Source organism: Methanoregula sp. PtaB.Bin085, from assembly GCF_002067035.1.
GTDB lineage: Archaea > Halobacteriota > Methanomicrobia > Methanomicrobiales > Methanospirillaceae > Methanoregula.
In genome coordinates, this window is sequence record NZ_MVQB01000055.1 from 1 (window position 1) to 1,873 (window position 1,873).

General features: G+C 59.6%; 3 protein-coding genes. 1 reads left to right on the plus strand and 2 read right to left on the minus strand.

Going from position 1 to position 1,873, the window contains the following annotated elements:
* On the plus strand, nucleotides 1–459 hold a 459-nt coding region (locus A4E33_RS11645), incomplete at its 5' end, for a multiprotein bridging factor aMBF1 (RefSeq protein WP_292348344.1).
* A gap of 430 nt (nucleotides 460–889) precedes the next feature.
* Here A4E33_RS11645 and A4E33_RS11650 read toward each other — a convergent pair.
* Both A4E33_RS11650 and A4E33_RS11655 read right to left on the minus strand, forming a co-directional pair.
* Nucleotides 890–1,543: a DUF47 domain-containing protein gene (locus A4E33_RS11650; protein WP_292348347.1), complete on the minus strand. Its 654-nt coding sequence runs from the start codon at nucleotides 1,541–1,543 to the stop codon at nucleotides 890–892.
* A gap of 5 nt (nucleotides 1,544–1,548) precedes the next feature.
* Nucleotides 1,549–1,873, minus strand: a 325-nt coding sequence (locus A4E33_RS11655) for an inorganic phosphate transporter (RefSeq protein WP_292348349.1), incomplete at its 5' end; no start/stop codon positions are given.

Sequence of the window (1,873 nt, forward strand, 5' to 3'; positions counted from 1 at the left end):
GAGGGTGCCGAACTTCAGGTCTGCATGAAGTGCGGGAAGTTCGGGACCGAGGTGCAGCAGGTGCGCCGTACGGATCTCCGGGCACAGCAGAAACCTGCCGGCGGACGCCCTGCGCCCGCCCCGATGGGTGGGCCTGCGCAGGTACGGCACAAGCGGGACATGTTCGACTTCATGGAAGGGGACGTAGTCGACGATTACGCTGTACGGATCCGGCACGCCCGCGAGGCAAAGGGGCTCTCGCAGAAAGACCTTGCCATGCAGCTGAAGGAGAAGGAGCACCTCATCCGCAAGATCGAGAACAGCGAGCTGATCCCGGAGGAGGACGTGCGCAAGAAGCTCGAGAAGGCGCTCGGGATCCGGCTCATCGACGCCATAATGTCCGAGGAGGAGAAGAAGCTCCCGGGCAAACTCGCCCCGACCCTTGGCGACCTCACGATTATCCGGAAATCGAAGAAGTGAGATTCTCTTCTTATTTATATCCCAATCAGTTATCTTTCAGATACGTTTTTTCAGATATGGTAAGGTTTTTTTGAGCCCCCCTTCGGGGGTCGCCGCGACGCCTCGTCGGGTCGCGGCTGGGCAGATTACCGGATCCGGGATCTCTGCCACGGAAACCTGTTCCGGTAATTCTGAGGAATCATAAGCACCCGCGATTCGAAGAACGCGAAGCCCACGGGGGCAAGCCCCCTTGAGCCAATGAGATCAGACCTCAGATCGGAACAGAGAGGTATCAGCCGACATTCGACTTCGGTTTCGATCATTTTTTTTAGGTGCCCATTTGCGGCCATGCTCCACGGGGCGAGGGTCGGCAGACCCCGAGCACCCGTGGCTCCCTCACTATCCAATATGATCTCTTCACAGGTTTTCTTAAGAGCCGGATTATCGAACCTCACGCCAGGTCGATGACCGCGTTGTGCAGGATGTCGAGCGTGTCCCGCATCGCCCGCCCCGCGTCCCGGAGATGGTGGTAGATCTCCCGCGTGCGTATGGCCTGCATGGCATTGTCCGTTTTCAGGAGCACAGCCATCCCCTGGATATACCGGTCCTCGAGTGCATTGTAGGAGTCCCGCGCATGCCGGATCTCCTTCTCGACCTCCGCCTTGTCCTCGTCGAGGGCATGGACCCCCCGGGCAATGCATTCCGTTCCCGAGAGGAGGTATCCGGTCATGGCATGGATGTAGGGATCCGGCGGGACACCGAACGCGTGCATCTCCTTGGCCGTCTCAAGCGAGAAGTTCAGGATGTAGTCCATCTGGCGCGAGATCGAGTAGATGTCCTGCCGGTCAAACGGGGTCGAGAACGAGCTGATGAGTTTCTCCTCCATGTCGTGCCGCATGTGATCGACCTCGGTCTCGATCTCCTGCAGGTGGACGGGATTGCCCTGCGGCCGTGTCTCAAGCCATGCCGCGAACAGCCGGACCCCGGCAACGGTCCGGTCCGCCTGCGCCTCCAGCATGACGTTGAAATCGTATTCACGCGGGAAGAGCCTTGCAAAGATTCCACGGGTATCCCCTTCTTTTTTTGTTCCGGTCTTCCGTGCCATACCGTTCACACCCCCAGGAGCGGACTGAGTATCACGAAAAGGAACCCTGCGATGATCATGGTTGCCGGGATCGTGACGAGCATTGCTGTAAGGATATGCCACCCTACGTCCCATTTAACTTTCCGCGGATTCTCCGCAGCCCCGACGCCGAGCACCGACATGGTGATGACCTGGGTCGACGAGACGGGTGCACCGGCAATGGTCGACAGGGCAAGGGAGGAGGCCGAGAAGACCTGCGAGTCGAAGGAGTGGATCGGTTCGATCCGGAAGATCTTCCGGCCGAGCGTGTGCATGATCCGCCATCCCCCGCTGACCGTGCCGAGGGCAAGG

Excerpts from the sequence above, each read along its gene's own strand:
- A4E33_RS11650 (WP_292348347.1), bottom strand. The coding sequence starts at position 1,543 with ATGGCACGGAAGACCGGAACAAAAAAAGAAGGGGATACCCGTGGAATC.